Here is a 17,765-nt window from a genome sequence, read left to right as displayed (position 1 = left end):
TTGCTCGAACGACTTTTCGCGCACGCTCCATCTGGCTGAGAGAACGCCGTGGATCGCGCCTTTTCAGGATTTCCCCAGGACGGCTGCCATGCTCCTCACAAACCCCAACGCCGACGTGATGTATCGCCTGCTGGTGCAGAGCGTGGTGGACTACGCCATCTACATGCTCAGCCCCGAGGGGGTAGTGACCAACTGGAACGCTGGTGCCCAGCGTGCCAAGGGTTACCTGGCAGCGGAGATCGTCGGTCAGCATTTCTCGGTGTTCTACAGCGAGCAGGAGCGCGCCGCTGGCGTGCCGGAACGCGGCCTGCGGCAGGCTCGTGATACCGGACGCTTCGAGGCTCAGGGCTGGCGCCTGCGCAAGGACGGTAGCGAATTCTGGGCGCATGTGATTATCGATGCGGTACGTGATGACGATGGCCAGCTGATCGGTTTCGCCAAGATCACCCGTGATTGCACTGAACAGCGCCAGTTACAGATCGAGCAGCGCGAGCAGGAGCGACGTTTTCGCCTGCTGGTGCAGGGCGTCACCGATTACGCCATCTACATGCTCGACCCTCAGGGCCATGTGGAGAACTGGAACGCCGGTGCCGAGCGTGCCAAGGGTTATAAGGCCGAGGAGATCGTTGGCCAGCACTTCTCGGTGTTCTATACCCCGGAAGACCGCGCCGCCGGTTTGCCCAGCCGTGGCCTGGAAACGGCCCGTCGTGAAGGGCGTTTCGAAGCCGAGGGCGTGCGCGTACGTAAGGACGGCTCACCGTTCTGGACCAGCGTGGTGATCGATGCCATCTACGATGACGACCGCCAACTGATCGGCTTCGCCAAGATTACTCGCGATATTACCGAGCGCCGACAGAACGAACTGGAACTGCTCAAGGCCAAGGAACTGGCGGAAAATTACAGCGAGGAAATGGCGTCGTTGTCGCGCTTCCTCGACTCGGTGATTTCCAATATCCCGGCCAGCGTCATCGTCCAGGACACCACTAGCCGGCAGATCCTGCTGGCCAACCCACAGGCAGAGAAGCTGTTTGGCTGCAGCACCAAGGACATGCTCGGGCGCCGTGCCGACGAGTGTCTGGCACCTGCCATCGTCGACTATATCGAGCAACAGACGGAGCACTGCATTCGGATCGATGCCCTTCATCTTTCCGAAGATTGCCTGGATACGCAGATGGGCCAGCGCATGCTGCGCACTCGCGTGCTGCTCAGCAGTAGCATCGAGTACCAGACCAGCTACGTGCTACTGATTGCCGAGGATGTCACCGACGAGCTCGCCGCCCATGCGCAGATCCATCACATGGCCCATCACGATGCCCTGACCGGGCTGCCCAACCGCACACTGTTCGGTGAGCGTCTCGATGAGGCACTGCGTGATGGCGAGGAAAAAGGGCTGCTGACCGCGGTTCTTTGCCTGGATCTGGATAACTTCAAGAACATCAACGATGCCCTTGGCCATGCCTTTGGCGATCGCCTGCTGCGTTCCCTGGGCCAGCGCCTCAAGGGCGTGTTGCGCGAGCGTGACACCCTGGCGCGGCTCGGTGGCGATGAGTTCGCCGTGGTGCTTAACGGCCTGGAGAACGCCGAAGATGCGCAGCGCACCGCCAAGCGGCTGATCGCGGCCGTGGCGCCGGTGTTTCTGATCGACGGCCACAGCTTCTCGGTCGGCGTGAGTATCGGCATTGCCCTCTCGCCAGATGATCAGCAGCAGGCCGACCAACTGATGCGCTACGCCGACCTGGCGCTCTATGAGGCCAAGCGCAATGGGCGCAACCGTTACGAATGCTTCCACGCCGAATTGGACGTTGCAGCGCGGCGCCGCCGCACCATGGAGATGGATCTGCGCACCGCGCTTCACCTCGGCCAGTTGCAGCTCTATTACCAGCCGATCGTCGATAATGGCACTAACCAGATCTCCGGTTACGAAGCCCTGATGCGCTGGCAGCACCCGAGCAATGGTCTGATCATGCCGCTGGACTTCATTCCCATCGCCGAAGAAACCGGGTTGATCCACGACGTGGGCGCCCGCGCGCTCAATCTCGCGTGCCAGGAGGCCGCGAGCTGGCCAGGTAGGCAGACGGTGGCGGTCAACCTGTCGCCTGTGCAGTTCAAGAACAGCGACCTCGTCAAGGTCGTCCGCCTGGCACTCTCCGACTCAGGGCTGGAGCCCGAGCGCCTGGAGCTGGAGATAACCGAATCAGTGTTGCTGGAAAACAGCGAAGGCAACATCGACACCCTCAAGGCGCTCAAGGCACTTGGCGTAAACATCGCGCTCGACGACTTCGGTACCGGCTATTCTTCATTGGGCTACCTGCGATCCTTCTCCTTCGACCGGATCAAGATCGACAAGTCCTTCGTTCAGGATATGGGCGAAAGTCGTGAGGCATTGTCGATCGTGCGTGCAATCACTGGTATGAGTAGCAGCCTGCTGATCAAAACCACTGCCGAAGGCGTGGAAACTGATGCGCAGTTCGAGCAGCTCAAGGCGGAAGGTTGCTCGCACTTCCAGGGCTACCTGTTCGGCCGGCCGCAGCCGGCTGGTGAGCGTATCGAGGTGCTGGAGTAGGCCAGTAGGGGGCGGCCAGTGTGACGGGCGTCACCAATCTCCATGTTCGCCCGCCGGATGGTGATGTATCGCGTATCAGCGACACGTCAACGACGGGCGTATGGATTAGAATTCAAAAATCGCTGGCGTCGGAATCTTGGCAACCTTTGCTGCCTCCGCGCTCCAGTATTCACTCAGGTCAACCAGTGCCGCTTGCTCCGCTCTCTCGCGCGGTATTTGCATCGCTGGGTCGACCCTTAGAGCGCATGAGGATACCGAGTTGATTAAACGTTGCATGGGAACGCTCCTGTTAGGCCTCAGCCTGATCAGCTTCGCCAGCTGGGCTGAAATGAAGCCGTTGGAAGCGATGAACATGGCGGGTCTGCAGCGCAGTCTCGGCCAGATCATGGCCAAGGATTACCTGATGATCGGCTCCGACGTGAAGGTCGATGACGCCACCAAACAGCTCAACACCAGCATCGCGCTGTTCGAGGATCATCACGCCCAGCTCAAGGCTCACCCCACCAACGACGAAGTCCGCGCTGCGCTGGGCCAGGTCGAGGTGATCTGGACGGCCTACCGCGCCATGATCACCGCCACGCCGGACAAGGCCCAAGCACCGGCCATGCTGGCCAAGGCCGAGGAACTGGTGAAGCAGTGCCAGCACGTCACCGACCTGTTCGAGAAGCACAACGGTGACGCCGCCTCGCACGCGATCAACCGCAGTGGCTGGAACCGCGTGCTCACCCAGCGTACCGCGATGTTCTACATGGCCCGCGCCTGGGGTGTGCAGGCGCCCAATCTGGATGCCAACTTCGACGCCTCGGTGAAGGAATTCGACAGCATCATGAAGGAGCTGCAGGCCAACGGCGCGCCGAATGAGGCTATCGCCGCCGCGCTGCGCAAGACCGACGCGCGCTGGCAGTTCGCGACCAAGGCCTTCGCCTCCAAGGACTTCGTGCCGACCATCGTTGCCGTGAATGCCGAGTCGATGTTCCGCCAACTGAACGAAATGACCCGCCTCTACGCCGGCCTGCAGGGCGACCAGCTCTGATCCTGCGGTGCTCATCCCGCCCGGGATGAGCACCCGCTCGTGCACCCTCAGAACGAATCGATGATCCGCCCCAGCGTCGCCATGGCCTGCTCGCTCTGCGTGCTCCACGGGTGGCCGTGGTTGAGCCGTGCGCAATGGCCGAAACCTCGGGTTGCCGAGAAGATCGGCCCCGGCGCCAGGCTGATGCCCTGAGCCAGCGCCAGGCGGAACAGCTGCAGCGCATCGACCCGCTCGGCGAATTCGAACCAGAGAAAATAGCCACCGCTTGGCCGGGTCACCCGTGTGTCTGCCGGAAAGTGCCGCGCGGCCGAGGCCAGCATCGACGCCTGCTGGGTTTCCAGTTGATGGCGCAGCTTGCGCAGGTGGCGGTCGTAGCCGCCGTGCTGCAGGTAGTCGGCGAGGGCCGCCTGGGCGGGCACCGAGGGTGAGATGGTGGTCATCAGCTTGAGTCGGGCGATGCGCTGGGCGTAGCGGCCACCGGCGACCCAGCCGACCCGATAACCCGGCGCCAGGCACTTGGAAAACGAGCCGCAGTGCATCACCAGGCCTTCGCGGTCAAAGCTCTTTACCGGCTTGGGCGGTTGGGTGCCGTAGTACAGCTCGGCGTATACATCGTCTTCGATCAGCGGCACCTGATGGCGTTGCAGCAGGTCGTAGAGGCCGCGTTTCTTGTCGTCGCTCATGCTCGCACCGAGCGGGTTCTGCAGGCTGCTCATGAACCAGCAGGCTTTGATCGGCAAGTGCTCCAGGCTGCTCGCCAGGCTGTCCAGATCGATGCCTTCGCGCGGGTGCACGGGGATTTCCACCGCCTTGAGCTTGAGCCGTTCCAGCACCTGCAGGGTGGCGTAGAACGCCGGGCTTTCGATGGCCACCAGGTCGCCCGGTTCGGTCACCGACTGCAGGCACAGGTTGAGCGCCTCCATGGCGCCGGTGGTGATCACCAGTTCTTCCAGCGGCAGCCGCACGCCGCTGACCATGTAGCGCAGGGCGATCTGCCGGCGCAGATCCGGGTTGCCCTCGGTCATGTCAGCGATCACCGCGTGGCTGGGCATGTCGCGCACGCTCTGCGCCATGGAGCGGGCCAGGCGCGCCAGCGGGAACAGATCCGGGCTGGGGAAGGCCGAGCCGAAAGGTACGGTGTGCGGGTCCTTCAGCGAACCCAGCACCGAGAACACCAGTTCGCTGACATCGACATCGGTGGTCTGCGCCGTGCCCGCGCGTACTTCCGGCTCGTGCAGCGGGCGCTGGGCGTGCTCGCGGACGAAGTAGCCGGAGCGCGCACGAGCGTGGATCAGCCCGCGGTCTTCGAGCAGGTAATAGGCCTGAAACACGGTCGAGGGGCTTACCCCGTAAGTGCGGCTGGCGTGGCGCACCGAGGGCACCTTTTCGCCAGGCGCGAGCACGCCGGTGCGGATCAGCCCGGCTATTTCATCGGCGAATTTCTCGTAGCGTTTCATGCTGTCCTGGCCTGGCGGTTAGGAGGAGGGAGTCGCCGCTGCTCGGTGTGGCGTGGGCACCGATGATGGCCGCCTGACGACTTTGGTAACAGATTCAGCACTATCGATAAAGTACGGATCAGATCGAGAAGCGCTCTGCCATATGGGGATTTTAAGCCAGGGACAGTAGCAGTTTCTGCTTCTGATATGGTTTTTTCAGTTTTATCTGCGTCTGTTTCGAAATGCTCCCCTTGTCCATAGTGCTGGCCTGTATGCCGTGTGTGGCGGCAATGAGGTCCTTGCATGTATCACTACGACGAGTACGACCACGCACTGGTGCGCGAGCGCGTTGCGCAGTTCCGCGATCAGGTGCAGCGGCGCATCAGCGGCGAGCTCAGCGAAGAGGAGTTCCTGCCGCTGCGCCTGCAGAACGGTCTGTACATGCAGAAGCACGCTTACATGCTGCGCGTGGCGATTCCCTACGGCACCCTGTCGGCGCGGCAACTGCGCAGCCTGGCGACCATCGCGCGGGATTACGACCGCGACTATGGGCACTTCACCACGCGGCAGAACATCCAGTTCAATTGGATCGAGCTAGAGCAGGTGCCGGACATTCTCGAGCGCCTCGCCGAGGTCGAGATGCACGCCATCCAGACTTCGGGCAACTGCGTGCGCAACATCACCACCGAAGCCTTCGCCGGGGTGGCGGCCGACGAGTTGCTCGACCCGCGCCCGCTGGCCGAGATCCTCCGTCAGTGGTCGACGGTCAACCCGGAATTTCTGTTCCTGCCGCGCAAGTTCAAGATCGCCCTGTGTGCGGCCGAACAGGATCGCGCCGCAGTACCCATGCACGACGTCGGCCTGTACCTGTATCGCGATGCCGCTGGTGAGCTGCTGGCGCGGGTGATGGTCGGCGGCGGCCTGGGGCGCACGCCGATCCTCAGCCAGGTGATTCGCGACGGCCTGCCGTGGCGGCATCTGCTGTCCTACGTCGAGGCGATCCTGCGCGTGTACAACCGCCATGGTCGGCGCGACAACAAGTACAAGGCGCGCATCAAGATTCTGGTCAAGGCGCTGGGCATCGAAGCCTTCGCCAGGGAAGTCGAAGCCGAATGGCAGCACATCAAGGACGGCCCTGCCGAGCTGACCGACGCCGAGTACCAGCGCGTCGCCGCGGCCTTCGCGCCGCCAGCCTATGCTGCGCTGCCCCATGCCGACCTGGACTTCGGCACCGCCCTGGCCGCTGATGCCGCCTTCGCCCGCTGGGTGTCGCGTAACGTGCAGCCCCACAAGGTGCCGGGCTACGCCAGCGTGGTGCTGTCCACCAAACCGGGTGCCAGCCTGCCACCAGGCGACGTGACCTCCGGGCAGATGGACGCCGTTGCCGAGCTGGCCGAGCGCTATGGGTTCGGCGAAATCCGCGTGGCCCACGAACAGAACCTGGTGCTGCCCGACGTGCGCAAGGCCGACCTGCACGCGCTCTGGCAGCGTGCCGTGAGCATTGGCCTGGGCAGCGCCAATATCGGCTTGCTCACCGATGTGATCGCGTGCCCCGGTGGTGACTACTGCGCCCTGGCCAACGCCAAGTCGATTCCCATCGCACAGGCTATCCAGCAGCGTTTCGAGGATGCAGAAGCACTGCACGCCCTTGGCGACATCAGCCTGAACATCTCCGGCTGCATGAATGCCTGCGGCCATCACCACATTGGCAATATCGGCATCCTTGGCGTCGATAAGAACGGCAGCGAGTGGTACCAGGTGACCATCGGCGGCGCCCAGGGCAAGGCCAGCGCGCTGGGCAAGGTGATCGGCCCGTCGTTCAGCGCCGCTGAAGTGCCGGACGTGATCGAGCGCCTGGTCGAGACCTTCGATGAGCAGCGCGAAGGCGACGAGCGCTTCATCGACACCGTGCAGCGTGTCGGCATCGAGCCGTTCAAGGCGCGGGTCTACCGCAAGGCGGGGGAGCCGGCATGAACAACCTGATCACCCTGCGCGATGGTGCGGCACAGGTCGTCACCGACGATCCCTGGATGCTTCTGCGCGAAGACGATGGGCCCGCAGAAAGCCCGCTGATCCTGCCCTTCGCGCGTTGGCGCGAACGGCAGAACGAGGCTGTGCTGCAGGGCACCGAGGCCAGCCGCGACGGCCTGTGCCTGAGCCCCGACGACGATCCCGTCGAGCTGCAGACCTGGCTCGCCGTGCTGCCGCTGATCGCCATCGACTTCCCCAGTTTTCGCGACGGCCGTGGCTACAGCCAGGCCTACCTGCTGCGCACCCGCCTGAGCTGGCGTGGCGAGCTGCGTGCGGTTGGTGACGTACTGCGTGACCAGCTCAGCCATATGCGCCAGTGCGGCTTCGACAGCTTCGCCGTACGTGAAGACAAATCCGTGCACGACGCCCTCAAGGGCCTAGCCGGCATGAGCGTGCAGTACGGCCGCTCGGCCATCGAGCCAAGGCCGCTGTTTCGTCGTCGTTCATCCACCTGATTCCCACTGACCCAAGGAGCCCGTGCGCCGCCAGCCGGCGCCGATTCGACACATGCTCGGAAAACTGACCCTCGACGCGATACCCCTGCACGAGCCCATCCTCGTCGTCACCATGATCGCCGTGGCGCTCGGCGGCCTGGGCCTGTTCGCTGCGCTGACCTACTTCAGGAAGTGGGGCTGGCTGTGGCGCGAATGGCTGACCTCGGTCGACCACAAGAAGATCGGCGTGATGTACATCCTCGTCGCCCTGATCATGCTGCTACGCGGCTTCGCCGACGCCATCATGATGCGCACCCAGCTGGCCGTGGCCACCGGTGGTGACGGCGGCTACCTGCCGCCCCATCACTACGATCAGATCTTCACCGCCCACGGCGTGATCATGATCTTCTTCGTCGCCACACCGCTGGTGGTCGGCCTGATGAACATCGTCACACCGCTGCAGATCGGCGCCCGTGACGTCGCCTATCCGCTGCTCAATTCCCTGAGTTTCTGGCTGTTCGTCGGCGGCGTGCTGCTGACCAATATCTCGTTGTTCGTCGGTGAATTCGCCATGACCGGCTGGGTGGCCTATCCGCCACTCTCGGGCATCGAGTACAGCCCTGGCGTCGGGGTCGATTACTACATCTGGAGCCTGCAGCTCTCCGGCCTGGGCACGCTGCTCACCGGGGTCAACTTCCTGGTCACCATCCTCAAGATGCGTGCCCCGGGCATGACCCTGTTCAAGATGCCGATCTTCACCTGGACGATCTTCTGCACCAGCGTGATCATCGTCGCCGCCTTCCCGATCCTCACCGCCGCCCTGGCGATGCTGACCCTGGACCGCTATCTGGACTTCCACCTGTTCACCAGCACCGGCGGTGGCAGCCCGATGATGTACGTGAACCTGGTCTGGGCCTGGGGCCACCCGGAGGTGTACATCCTCATCCTGCCGGCCTTCGGGGTGTTTTCCGAAGTGACTGCGGTGTTCGCCCGCAAGCGCCTGTTCGGGTATGCCTCGATGGTCTGGGCGACCATCGCCATCACCTTCCTGTCGTTCGTGGTCTGGCTGCACCACTTCTTCACCATGGGCTCGGGGGCCAGCGTCAACGCATTCTTCGGCATCGCCACGATGATCATCGCCATCCCGACCGGGGTGAAGATCTTCACCTGGCTGTTCACCATGTACCGGGGCCGCCTGGAATTCACCACGCCGATCCTGTGGACCCTGGGCTTCATCGTCACCTTCTCCATCGGCGGCATGACCGGCGTGCTGCTGGCGGTGCCGGGGGCCGACTTCCTACTGCACAACAGCCTGTTCCTGGTCGCCCACTTCCATAACGTGATCATTGGCGGTGCAGTGTTCGGCTACATGGCCGGCATCACCTTCTGGTTCCCGAAAGTGTTCGGCTTCAGGCTCCACGAGGGCTGGGGCAAGGCATCGTTCTGGTTCTGGCTAACCGGCTTCTACCTGGCCTTCATGCCGCTCTACATTCTGGGCTTCATGGGCATGACCCGGCGCCTCAACAGCACCACCAACCCGGAATGGGAGCCCTACCTGAACGTGGCCGTGATTGGCGCTGTGCTGATCGGCCTGGGTATCGCCTGCACGCTGATCCAGTTCGCCGTGTCGATCATCAAGCGCAAGGAACTGGCCGACCACACCGGCGACCCCTGGAATGCCCGTACCCTGGAATGGTCGACCTCGTCGCCACCGCCGTTCTACAACTTCGCGGTCACCCCGCGTGGCGACCGCATCGACGAATTCCACGAGATGAAACGCGACGGACTCAAGCCCGCGCCGACCTCCTTCCGGCCCATCCACATGCCGCGCAACACCGGCATCGGCCTGATCGCCGCAGCGTTCATGACCCTGATGTGCTTCGCCCTGATCTGGCACATCTGGTGGCTGGTGGGCGTGACCTTCGTCGCCAGCATCGCCTGCTTCATCGTGCGCAGCTACGACGAAGACACCGACTACTACGTGCAACCCGACGAGATCGCGCGGATCGAGGCGGCCGGGCGGGGCTGACGATTAGATGTTGAACGCGAAAACCCCTTGTCGAGAGACAAGGGGTTTTCTGTTTTGCGGGGTAGTTGTTGTCAGCTCAGATTGAGCATCCGGATCTCGCGGATTTCGATGTGTTCCCATACGCGCTCCAGCACGTACGGCTCATCGTCCAGCCAGCGTTGCAGATCGCTGCGTTGCTCGAAGCCCAGGTGAACGTTCGAGCCAATCATCTTGCCCTCTTCGTTCAGCAATACCCCACCACCCAGCACCTTGCCTTCCCCGGCCAGAGCCTTCAGGCGAGCGAGGTGGCGTTCACGGCAGGCAAGTCGGCGCTCGAGGGCATCTGGGTAATCGTGAGCGATCAGTGCAAACGGCATGTTGGTTCCTTTCGATGATGGGTGACGCTGCACACCGTGCAGCGTCCGGATTGAGGGTCAACCGTGTGCGGCCAGAGGTCTGCTCGCCTGTTGCGGGGCTGCCTCAGCTGCGGGGCGTGACACCATGCCGGCGATGGCCGCAATCAGTGCCAGGCCACCGATGAAGTAGGCCACCGGCAGCCAGTCGGAGCCACCACCCAGGAGTGCATAGCACAGGCTCGGCGAGAAACCGGCGACGATGAAGCTGAGCTGAGTTGCCAGGCCTACACCGGTGTAACGCACCCGAATGCTGAACATCTCGGCGTAGAACGATGGCCACAGGGCGTTCGGTGCGCTGTAGATGATGCCTTTGAGCACTACGGTCGCGAAGATGATCAGGGCAATGTTGCCGGTGGTGATCGACCAGAGGAACAGGAACACACCAACGCAGCAGGCCAGGGAGCCGATCACGAAAATGCGCTTCTTGCCGATGTGATCAGCCAGCAGCCCGAATAATGGCTGACAGATCAGCGCCACTACCTGGCTGGCGGCAATTGCGGTGAGCATCGAGGAGCGGTCGACGCCCTGATTGTTCACGCCCCACGACAGTCCGAAGATCATCACCAGTGACGACACCGAGCAGATCAACGCGCAGCAGAACACCACAATGAACGCACGCCACTCCTTGCTGAACATTTCCACGACTGGCGCCTGTGCAACGTCGGCCTTCTTGGCGGCGAACTCCGGGCTTTCATCCACGCCGGCGCGGATGATCAGGGTCACGATGACCATCAGGGCGCTGAGCAGGAACGGAATGCGCCAGCCCCACGACAGCAGTTGTTCTTCGTTGAGCATCGACAGCGGGATGAACACCGAGGTCGCCAGGATCGAACCCATCGACGCTCCGTTGATCAACCAACTCGTGTAAAACGCCTTTTTCGTTCCGGGTGCATGTTCCATGGTCAGCAGGCTGGCGCCGACCTGTTCGCCGCCGGCTGACAGGCCTTGCAGCAGGCGGCAGGCGACCAGCAAACCGGGTGCCCAGGCACCGATGGTGGCGTAGGTCGGCAGCAGGCCGATGATGGTGGTGGCGAGGCCCATCAGCAGCAAGGTCATCATCAACACCTTCTTGCGACCGATGCGGTCGCCCAGGTGCCCGAACAGCAATGCACCGACAGGCCGGGCAATGTAGCCGACCCCGAAGGTGGCCAGCGCGGCGAGTGTGCCCGCCATGGGGTCGCTGGACGGAAAGAACAGCGTGCTGAACACCAGCGCCGCTGCCGAGCCGTAGATGAAGAAATCGTAGTACTCGACGACGCTGCCGAGGAAGCTGCCAAAGGCAGCCTTGCGCGCCATGCGCCGGTCTTTAACGGGGTGGGTATTCATGGGGCAACCTTTATTGTCTTTGTGATGGTTGAAGAGCGGGGGCGTGGTCGTCAGCCGCTACCGAAGGGCGCTAACTGACTGCCGCCGCACACGTGGATCACCTCTGCGGTGATGAACGCGGCGTCGGCGGAGGCCAGGAAGGCCGTGGTGTTGGCGATGTCTTCCGGCGTTGTCAGGCGTTTCAGTGGCGTGCTGTTGATAGAGCCTTGGGCCATCCGCTCGAAGCTCTCGGCATCACGCCCGTCCAAGGTGAAAGCCGAGGGCAGCAGGCCAGGAGCGATGGCGTTGACCGTGACCTGATAAGGCGCCAGTTCACGGGCCATGGAGCGCGTCAGGCCAACCAGCCCGGCCTTGCAGGCGACGTAGGCGGGCGGGCCACCCGCGACCCAGCAGCGCGACACCATGTTGATCACCCGACCACTGCCCTGGGCCTGCCAGTAAGGCGCTACCTTCTGGCACAGCAGTGCCGGGCCGCGCAGATTCACGGCCATCATGTGATCCCACTTGGCGGGATCGAAGTCGAACAGCGAACCGCGGTGGTTGACTGCCGCGTTGTTCACCACCACGTCGATGCGTGCGAATGCGGCGCCAGCCTGCTCGACCATGGCATCGATGGAATTCTTGTCGCCCATGTCGGCATGCAAGGCGATGGCGCGTTGATCCGCCTGGCAGTCCATGCTGTCCACCAGCGTCTGGGCGGCCGGCAGGTCAAGGTCGACGGCGATGACATGCATGCCGTCGCGGCACAGGCGCATGCAGATGGCGCGACCCAGCTCGCCAGCTGCGCCGGTGACCAGCGCGACGGGGCGTTTAATGGCAGTGTTCATTGGCAGTGTGCCTCGTGGCGGAGTGCAGATCAGGTTCGGAGTCGAGCCCCAGGTAGTGGCGAACCAAGTCACGATTACGGGATAGCTTCTGCAGGTCGCCGTAGGTCGTGGAGAAGTCCTCGATCGATATCCAGTCGGCGAAGCCGCTTGCGCCGAGGGTTTTCAACATGGCGGCCAACGGTAGTACGCCTTCGTCCGGCGGGCACCAGTCCCACTGCCAGCCCAGACCAGGGCCAAGCGGGCTGTAGGACACGTTCTTGACTTGCACGTGGGCGAGGTGCGGGCCCATCAGATCGAGGGACAGCTGCACGTCTTCCCGGCCTTCGATGGCGAGGTTGCCGATGTCGTAGATGATGCCAAGGCTGCTGGCTGGGTAATGCTCAGCCACGCGCATGGCCAGGGAAGGGCTCGAGCAGATGGTGCGCTGATGAACTTCCAGTACCAGTTGCACGCCTTGCGCCTCGGCACGCGGCAGGATCTGGTCGAGGAACCTGCGCATGCGCCCATAGGCTTCGGCGTAGCGCTCGCTGCCATAGTTCGGAGCCCAGAGCCTCAGCCGCGCCTGGCCGGCGAGGGCTGCCAGGTCGATCAGGCGGCTGGCCTGCTCCAAGTCGCCCACCGTAAGGTACGGGCTGAGGCCGATGATCTGCAGCCCAAGCGCCTGGCAATGACGCTGGATGCGTATGACGGCGGCTTCAGTGGGAGCGATGGTGCAGCGATTGTTCTGGCGGGCGTCCCAGGGATGGGCCGGGTCGAGATGACCGACATCGGCGACTCGCCATTCGACGCCCTGATAGCCCAGGCGGGCGAGTTCATCTGCCAGGTCCTCAGGGCTGAGGCTGGGCAGCGATGCACTGGAGGCCCCGAGGCGTGGAGTGGGCTGCATCATGAGTGAGTCCTGATTATCGTTATTGGAAACCTGTGGATGATGCTAAGTCATGCTTCAGGTTGATTAAATTGATAAAAAATCCCGTTGAAATTAACCTGTAGGTCAACCATCTGCTGGCCAACTACCGTGAGCCAATCCACCATCAGCCTTCGTCACTTGCGGGTCTTCTTGGCTGTCGTCAGCTCGGGCAGCCTCGCCACCGCCGCAAAACTTCTGCATATCACGCTCTCCGCCGTCTCCAAGAGCCTCAAGGAGCTGGAGCAGGAACTAGGTGTGCAATTGGTTATTCGCGGCCGCAAGGGCATGCAACTGACTCAGGCCGGAGAAACCTTCCACAAGCATGCGGCGCAAACGCTGGCGAGCTTTAGCCAGGCGATGGACCAGGCCCAGCGCTCTGCCGAAGCGCCCGAGCTGCTGCGTATCGGTGCATTGCCGACAGCGGCCGGTTACATGCTCGCACCGGTGATCGCGCAAATGCGCGAGCGCTACCCTCAGGTGCGGGTTCAGGTGCTGTCCGGTGTTTACGAATACCTGGTGGGTAAGCTGCGCACCCACGACATCGACCTGATCGTTGGTCGCCTGATCGGCAGGGACATGCTCGGCGTGGTGTTCGAGGCGCTCTACGAAGAAGACCTGCTCATGGTGGTGCGCAAGGATCACCCGCTCGCCGGGCGCGAGCACCTGCTGCTCGATGATTTGCGGCCCTACGTGTTACTCGCATCACCGCAAGGCACGCTGGTACGTACCAGCGTGGACAACTTCCTGCTGTCCGAGGATGCAGGCGAGGGCTTCCAGATTTTCGAATCGCTCAGCGAAACCTTCTCGCGCGTCTACGTGCAGGACTACGACGCCGTGTGGTTCGTGCAGCGCGGCGTGGTCGATCTGGATTTACGCCTCGGTATCGTCAGCCCACTGCCGTTCGCCAGCCCGCTGTTACGCGCGCCGGTTGGCCTGACCACGCCTACCGATCGCCCGCTCTCGGGCGCGGCGCAGCATTTCGCCCAACTGCTTCGTGGCTGGCGAGCTATTGAGTGAACGAGTGAGGTTGGTTAGCTGATTGCACGGCGCGTCCTTGCACCGAGCCCGATCACAAGCTGTACCTGGCGTTCGGCACCGAGCTTGGGCCTGTGCTCAGGTGTGGAAGCTGGCGTCTACTTCAGGCCGCTTCGAATCTGGAATCCCCTGGGCCGTGCGCTCTATCATGACCTCCCGCACATCACCCCGGAGGTTCGGATGGCGCTCACTCTCCGACCAGGCTGCATCACCGATCTTCCTCTGGTTTACCGGGGAGAGCAGTCCTACATTCAGACTTGGGAGCCTGCCCATGAAGATGCCTGGCGGCTGCAGATGGAGCGGCATCTCACCAGTTGGGTGGAGAACATCGACCGCCTCACGGTCGCCGAGGTGGACGGCATGTTCGCCGGCTATTCGCTGTGGATGCCCGAGCAGGATCAAGCCAAGCTCTGCACGATCAGTGTCAGCGAGGCTTACCGGCGAAACGGTATTGGCCGGGCACTGCTTGAGGCGTATATGGCTTCGGCAGCGGCACAGGGTTTCACCCGGTTAGGTCTGCATGTGCGCCCAGACAACCCTGCGGTCATCCTCTACGAGCGCGCAGGCTTCGTCCATGTCGGTGCCAACGCTCAGGGCTACCTTCACTATCAGCGGTCGCGTTGATTTAGCCTCGATTTGTTCAAGGTGGAGAGGCCCTTTCTTGAGCAGAAATCGAGAGTTGATACGCAAGAATGGCAATGCATCGCCTTTGCGATGAATTGCTATTTACAAATATAACTCATTTACATAGTCTCGCGCGGATTTTGCCGATGTCATCCCGACCTCGGTTCATGCCCAGCGTGAGCTTGATCGTTCCGGTACGGATAGCAGACCGGATGCGGTGATGCCTGCCCAGACAAAACCTTGTCTGCCAGCGAATCCCGCACATGTTTCAAGGAAGAGAGCGGTGATGCCCGAAGCGCTGTTGTCGGAGCCTCTCATGTCCCATAACAAAACTTCTCGTCAGCAGGATGCCGGTGCCAGCGCTTCGTGCATGAATGTCTGCTCCCTGGCGCTGGCCGTACGCCTGGTGGTTGCCGGTGTGCTATTCGGTGCTCCCGTTGCTTATGCTCAGCAGGCCGAGCAGAGCGCTCCGGTGGAGCTCGACGCAACCGCTATCACCGAAACCGTCAGCCGTGATGACGCAGCCGTGACCGAAGGCACCCAGTCCTACACCACGCGCTCGGCACGCACCGCTACGCCGCTTAACATGTCGCTGCGTGAAACGCCGCAGTCGGTGAGTGTGGTTACCCGTCAGCGTATGGAAGATCAGGACATGCGCACTATCAACGACGTGGTCAACAACACTGTCGGCGTGTCCATGAACCGTTATGAGTCTGACCGTGGCCAGATCAACGCCCGGGGCTTCCAGCTCAACTCCCTGATGATCGACGGCGTCTCCACCATCTGGGAACAGCCCTGGAGCTCGGGTGAGATCTTCAGCAGCCTGGCCATGTATGATCGGGTTGAAGTGGTACGTGGCGCCAACGGCTTGATGACCGGTGCGGGCGATCCCTCCGCTTCGCTGAACATGGTGCGCAAGCGCGCCAGCAGTCGTGAACTGACGGGCTCTGTCGAAGCCAGTGCAGGTAGCTGGGATACCTACGGCACCATGGGCGATATCTCCATGGCACTGAACGAGGCGGGCACCGTACGTGCGCGCCTGGTGGGGGAGGTGGAGGACGGCAACAGCTGGATGGACATGAAGGGCAACAAGCGTCAGACCTTCTACGGCACTATGGATATCGACCTGACGCCCGATACCACCCTGTGGTTCGGCCTCAGCCAGCAGGACAACAAAGCCAAGTCGCCAACCTGGGGTGCGCTGCCGATCTGGTACTCCGATGGTGGGCGTACCGACTGGAGTCGTTCCAAGTCCATTTCGGCCGACTGGAGCAAGTGGGACACCGGCACTGACACATACTTTGCCAACCTCGAGCACACCTTTGCCAATGACTGGCATGCCAAGGTTGGTTACAGCTACAGCGAGCGTAATGCCGACTCCTATCTGCTGTATCCGAATGGATTCCCGAACCGTACTACCGGTGAGCTGGAGGGCGCGTTCGCCGCTTACTCTGGTGGCGCCTACAAGGTGAAGACCACCCAGTACGATTATTTCGCGCAGCTCGATGGCCAGTTTCAGGCTTTTGGACGTAGCCATGATCTGGCGTTCGGTTACAACCGCAGCAGGCAGAAATTCGATGCTGATACCCGCGGCTACATCGGCCTCGGCACAGATTTTGACTTCAACAGCGATTTCGGCCACTCGATCCCTGAGCCGGCCTGGGGCGGCCTGACCGACAGCGACTCCAGCAAGACGACGCAGGACGGTGTTTTTGCGGCTACACGCCTGAACGTTGCTGATGACCTGAAAGTCATCCTTGGGGCTCGAAACAGCAATTACGAGAAGGATCAGTTGGGCTCCAAATTGGAGGCCAAGAATGAGCTGACGCCCTATGCAGGCGTTATTTACGATCTGACCGAGAATCTCTCGGCATACGCCAGCTACACAGAGATTTTTCTGCCGCAATCGCAGCGCGACAGTGATCGGAAACAGCTAGCTCCGATCATCGGTGAGAGCTACGAAACCGGTCTGAAGGCCGAGTTCCTCGACGGTCGTCTGAATGCCTCTGCTGCTATCTTCAAGATTAAGCAGGACAACCTGGCACAAAGCACCGGCTTATACATTCCCAACGTCACGCCTAACGAGTTCGCTTACGAGGGAACGGATGTCACCAGCGAAGGCTTCGAGCTTGAAGTCTCCGGCGAAGTGGCTGAGGGCTGGAACGCAACCGTAGGCTATACCCAGTTCAAAGTTAGAGACGCCGATGGTAAAGCGGCCAACACCATTTACCCGACCAAGCTGTTGCGTACATTCACCACCTACCGCCTGCCGGGTGTGTTTAACAAGCTGACTATTGGTGGTGGCGTGAACTGGCAGGACTCCATCTATACCTATGCGCCCAACCCTCAGGGCAACTCCGAGAAAATCACCCAGGACGCCTATGCTCTGGTCAATGTGATGGCGCGTTACGACATCACTGACAACCTGTCGGCGCAGCTCAATGCCGACAACCTGACCGACGAGAAGTACTTCGACGTTTTCGATTCCTTCGGTGCTCTGACCTACGGCGCCCCACGCAGTCTGACCGCATCGGCCAAGTATCGCTTCTGATGCAGCCCTAGCCCTGCGGCCCACTTGGCCGCAGGGCTTTTACTTCTGCTTCAACACCAGCGTCGTCCCAGGCCCCGGCACCTGGATCTCGGTCGCGCTGATCACCTCGATGGGTTCGCCGGTTCCGGGAAACAGCACGGCGTCGCCTTGCACCTTGCCGAAGGTCATCACCGAGCCCACGAAGTCATAAGCCGCTGAGCCCTTGAACTCGTAATTTTTGATATGAGCCTTCTTGGTGATGACCTGGTTGTCGCCAAAATCGAAGCTGATGGTCATCGGGTAGCCGTCCTGTTCGGCCTTGCCGGTGTACAGCCCCTGCGGTAGTTGCTCGGGCGTCGGCTTGGCCTTGTAGGTGTCGACGATGTCCATCTTCGCCTGGCTCACTGTTGGCGGTTGGCTGCGAAACGCGTCCATCGATTTTTTGTGCTCGTAGGGCACGTAGAGGGTGACGTAAGCACCCCAGCCAATGAGCGCGATGACCATCAGGCTGAACACATGGCCGGATCCGCGCTGTAACGTCTTCATCGTATTTTCCCCAGGTTGCTGACACGCTGCCCGCTGCATGGCGAGGCTT

14 protein-coding genes are annotated in these 17,765 nt (G+C 62.0%); 8 read left to right on the top strand and 6 right to left on the bottom strand.

Translation table 11 applies throughout. The annotated features are described in order from the left end of the window. Window positions 1–88 precede the first annotated feature (88 nt). Both K5Q02_RS01735 and K5Q02_RS01730 read left to right on the top strand, forming a co-directional pair. Window positions 89–2,563, top strand: coding sequence for a sensor domain-containing protein (locus tag K5Q02_RS01735; protein WP_225835763.1), 2,475 nt, complete (start codon window positions 89–91; stop codon window positions 2,561–2,563). A 274-nt stretch (window positions 2,564–2,837) separates the two neighbouring features. Next, on the top strand, window positions 2,838–3,596 hold the full coding sequence (locus K5Q02_RS01730) for a type IV pili methyl-accepting chemotaxis transducer N-terminal domain-containing protein (RefSeq protein WP_225835761.1): 759 nt from the start codon (window positions 2,838–2,840) through the stop codon (window positions 3,594–3,596). A 47-nt stretch (window positions 3,597–3,643) separates the two neighbouring features. Here the strand turns inward: K5Q02_RS01730 and mapR are convergent, their stop codons facing one another. Next, on the bottom strand, window positions 3,644–5,053 hold the full coding sequence (gene mapR / locus K5Q02_RS01725; protein WP_225835759.1) for a GntR family transcriptional regulator MpaR: 1,410 nt from the start codon (window positions 5,051–5,053) through the stop codon (window positions 3,644–3,646). Window positions 5,054–5,335: 282 nt separating this feature from the next. Between mapR and K5Q02_RS01720 the strand changes: the two genes are divergently transcribed. The 3 genes from K5Q02_RS01720 to cyoB are packed head-to-tail and all read left to right on the top strand — an operon-like array spanning window position 5,336 to window position 9,526. Next, the gene (locus K5Q02_RS01720; protein WP_225835757.1) at window positions 5,336–7,006 is read left to right on the top strand and encodes a nitrite/sulfite reductase; all 1,671 of its coding nucleotides are present in this window, start codon (window positions 5,336–5,338) and stop codon (window positions 7,004–7,006) included. Further along, window positions 7,003–7,518 (top strand): DUF934 domain-containing protein, encoded by a 516-nt coding sequence (locus K5Q02_RS01715; RefSeq protein ID WP_225835755.1) that lies wholly within the window; start codon window positions 7,003–7,005, stop codon window positions 7,516–7,518. The genes K5Q02_RS01720 and K5Q02_RS01715 overlap by 4 nt, the downstream gene beginning before the upstream one ends. Window positions 7,519–7,570: 52 nt before the next feature. Beyond that, window positions 7,571–9,526, top strand: coding sequence for a cytochrome o ubiquinol oxidase subunit I (cyoB, locus tag K5Q02_RS01710; RefSeq protein ID WP_225835753.1), 1,956 nt, complete (start codon window positions 7,571–7,573; stop codon window positions 9,524–9,526). Between the two features lie 71 nt (window positions 9,527–9,597). Here the strand turns inward: cyoB and K5Q02_RS01705 are convergent, their stop codons facing one another. From K5Q02_RS01705 to K5Q02_RS01690, 4 genes are read right to left on the bottom strand one after another with little or no spacing between them, the layout of a single operon-like run. Continuing rightward, window positions 9,598–9,882, bottom strand: coding sequence for a YciI family protein (locus K5Q02_RS01705; RefSeq protein WP_225835751.1), 285 nt, complete (start codon window positions 9,880–9,882; stop codon window positions 9,598–9,600). A gap of 57 nt (window positions 9,883–9,939) precedes the next feature. Next, complete coding sequence (locus K5Q02_RS01700) at window positions 9,940–11,247, bottom strand: MFS transporter (RefSeq protein ID WP_225835749.1); 1,308 nt, start codon at window positions 11,245–11,247, stop codon at window positions 9,940–9,942. A 50-nt stretch (window positions 11,248–11,297) separates the two neighbouring features. Next, window positions 11,298–12,074 carry an SDR family NAD(P)-dependent oxidoreductase gene (locus K5Q02_RS01695; protein ID WP_225835747.1) on the bottom strand — a complete coding sequence of 259 codons (777 nt, stop codon included), beginning with the start codon at window positions 12,072–12,074 and terminating at the stop codon, window positions 11,298–11,300. After that, entirely contained in the window at window positions 12,058–12,963 is a 906-nt protein-coding gene (locus K5Q02_RS01690; RefSeq protein WP_225835746.1) for a sugar phosphate isomerase/epimerase family protein, read from the bottom strand. The genes K5Q02_RS01695 and K5Q02_RS01690 overlap by 17 nt, the downstream gene beginning before the upstream one ends. 126 nt (window positions 12,964–13,089) lie before the next feature. Between K5Q02_RS01690 and K5Q02_RS01685 the strand changes: the two genes are divergently transcribed. From K5Q02_RS01685 to K5Q02_RS01675, 3 genes are all read left to right on the top strand, one after another. Beyond that, window positions 13,090–13,998, top strand: a complete 909-nt coding sequence (locus K5Q02_RS01685) for a LysR substrate-binding domain-containing protein (RefSeq protein WP_225835744.1) — start codon at window positions 13,090–13,092, stop codon at window positions 13,996–13,998. Window positions 13,999–14,196: 198 nt separating this feature from the next. Then, the gene (locus K5Q02_RS01680) at window positions 14,197–14,640 is read left to right on the top strand and encodes a GNAT family N-acetyltransferase (RefSeq protein ID WP_225835742.1); all 444 of its coding nucleotides are present in this window, start codon (window positions 14,197–14,199) and stop codon (window positions 14,638–14,640) included. A 316-nt stretch (window positions 14,641–14,956) separates the two neighbouring features. After that, window positions 14,957–17,191: a TonB-dependent siderophore receptor gene (locus tag K5Q02_RS01675; RefSeq protein WP_225835740.1), complete on the top strand. Its 2,235-nt coding sequence runs from the start codon at window positions 14,957–14,959 to the stop codon at window positions 17,189–17,191. A gap of 39 nt (window positions 17,192–17,230) precedes the next feature. On the opposite strand, the gene K5Q02_RS01670 is transcribed toward K5Q02_RS01675, so the two are convergent. Further along, entirely contained in the window at window positions 17,231–17,716 is a 486-nt protein-coding gene (locus K5Q02_RS01670) for a hypothetical protein (RefSeq protein WP_225835738.1), read from the bottom strand. Window positions 17,717–17,765 lie beyond the last annotated feature (49 nt).

Origin of the sequence: Pseudomonas sp. MM211 (assembly GCF_020386635.1) — a bacterium.
In the GTDB taxonomy this organism is placed as follows: Bacteria; Pseudomonadota; Gammaproteobacteria; order Pseudomonadales; family Pseudomonadaceae; genus Aquipseudomonas.
Note: the sequence above shows the minus strand (reverse complement) of the source record. Positions and strands in the feature narration are given on the sequence as shown.

Excerpts from the sequence above, each read along its gene's own strand:
- K5Q02_RS01720 (WP_225835757.1), top strand. The coding sequence starts at position 5,336 with ATGTATCACTACGACGAGTACGACCACGCACTGGTGCGCGAGCGCGTT.
- K5Q02_RS01690 (WP_225835746.1), bottom strand. The coding sequence starts at position 12,963 with ATGATGCAGCCCACTCCACGCCTCGGGGCCTCCAGTGCATCGCTGCCC.
- mapR (WP_225835759.1), bottom strand. The coding sequence starts at position 5,053 with ATGAAACGCTACGAGAAATTCGCCGATGAAATAGCCGGGCTGATCCGC.
- K5Q02_RS01735 (WP_225835763.1), top strand. The coding sequence starts at position 89 with ATGCTCCTCACAAACCCCAACGCCGACGTGATGTATCGCCTGCTGGTG.
- cyoB (WP_225835753.1), top strand. The coding sequence starts at position 7,571 with ATGCTCGGAAAACTGACCCTCGACGCGATACCCCTGCACGAGCCCATC.
- K5Q02_RS01680 (WP_225835742.1), top strand. The coding sequence starts at position 14,197 with ATGGCGCTCACTCTCCGACCAGGCTGCATCACCGATCTTCCTCTGGTT.
- K5Q02_RS01675 (WP_225835740.1), top strand. The coding sequence starts at position 14,957 with ATGTCCCATAACAAAACTTCTCGTCAGCAGGATGCCGGTGCCAGCGCT.
- K5Q02_RS01705 (WP_225835751.1), bottom strand. The coding sequence starts at position 9,882 with ATGCCGTTTGCACTGATCGCTCACGATTACCCAGATGCCCTCGAGCGC.
- K5Q02_RS01730 (WP_225835761.1), top strand. The coding sequence starts at position 2,838 with ATGGGAACGCTCCTGTTAGGCCTCAGCCTGATCAGCTTCGCCAGCTGG.
- K5Q02_RS01715 (WP_225835755.1), top strand. The coding sequence starts at position 7,003 with ATGAACAACCTGATCACCCTGCGCGATGGTGCGGCACAGGTCGTCACC.
- K5Q02_RS01700 (WP_225835749.1), bottom strand. The coding sequence starts at position 11,247 with ATGAATACCCACCCCGTTAAAGACCGGCGCATGGCGCGCAAGGCTGCC.
- K5Q02_RS01695 (WP_225835747.1), bottom strand. The coding sequence starts at position 12,074 with ATGAACACTGCCATTAAACGCCCCGTCGCGCTGGTCACCGGCGCAGCT.
- K5Q02_RS01670 (WP_225835738.1), bottom strand. The coding sequence starts at position 17,716 with ATGAAGACGTTACAGCGCGGATCCGGCCATGTGTTCAGCCTGATGGTC.